Here is a 1,179-nt window from a genome sequence, read left to right on the forward strand (position 1 = left end):
GATACAGGCCGAGATCCGCCAGCATCGGCGTGCGCTCATGGTAATTACCGAACGACAAGGTGGCGTCGCGGATCAGATTAAGACGCGGTAGCTGCTGGAAACCGTAGCCCGGCTGGCCTTCCAGTTCATTGGTACCGATAAACGCTTGCGCTTTGGTCAGCACGTTGCGCCCGGCTTCTTCGTTGACACGATAAAAATGGTGCCAGCCGCCCATCAAGGCAATGCCAGCCACTACCATAGCGCTGATGCCGATGCTCAAACGGCGACGGCGATAGAGATGATGCAGGCGACTTTCCCCCGCCAGGCTCGCTTCAGAAAAGATCACCTCAGGGAAAAGGCGCTGTACAAAAAAGGTGGTCGACTCCCCGCGCATCGCGCTGTTCACCGGCTCCGGTAACTGATAGCGTCGCGAAGCGGACTGGGCAAACGCATCAAACGGTACGCCCTGTTGGTACACGGAGCAGGCATACAGGCCACGCACCATGAAAGCGCGCTCATCGCCCGCCGTCAGGGTTTCCGTCAGCACCTCAAGCACATACGCTTTCAAGCCGGCCAACTGACGCACAAAGGCAAACAGGTTATTGCGCACGCCGCGATCTTAAGCAACATATCCGGCAAGTTACTGTTGAGGTGTTCCGTCCAGGAATCCCAAAAGCCAGCCAAATCATCCAGCCACGCGTTGCCCTGACTCGATTCGAGGGTAAACGTCACACCGAGCACCGCCTGACGCGCCTCACGGTTAAGTTGACGATACACTTTGTCAAAACCGCTCAACATATCCAGCCGGGTCAAGGCGATGTAGACCGGCAACCGGGTATTGATGTTAACCGCGATATCCTGTAACCGCGCCCGCATCACCTGCGCATAGGCTTTACGTTCCGCCACGCTGGCCTGAGCCAGCCAGGCGATATCCAGCGTGAACACCAAGCCGTTGAGTGGCTGACGTCGACGGTTTGCGCACAGCCATTGCAGTAAATGCTGCCACAGGCGCGCATGGCGCTGCCCGTCCATATCGCCATCCAGCGCTGGCTGAGCTAACAAGTGACCGCTAGGGTCCCAAATCACCGCCGACTCTCCAACCCAACAGCTGACCTGCTGGCCGGAAGCGATATCCCGCAGTTCCGCATCCAGCTTGGGATTGAGCTTATTGGCCGGGTTGGCGCCGTGCACCAGGCTGCT

General features: G+C 58.4%; 2 protein-coding genes. Both read right to left on the bottom strand.

Annotated features, from left to right (window positions below; translation table 11 throughout):
• Positions 1–589, bottom strand: a 589-nt coding sequence (locus J5224_RS28910) for a type VI secretion protein IcmF/TssM N-terminal domain-containing protein (protein WP_319802504.1), incomplete at its 3' end; no start/stop codon positions are given.
• The coding region (locus tag J5224_RS28915) for a type VI secretion system protein (RefSeq protein WP_264628530.1) at positions 544–1,179 on the bottom strand (636 nt) is incomplete at its 5' end. The genes J5224_RS28910 and J5224_RS28915, both read right to left, overlap by 46 nt.

Source organism: Candidatus Symbiopectobacterium sp. NZEC135, from assembly GCF_025962695.1.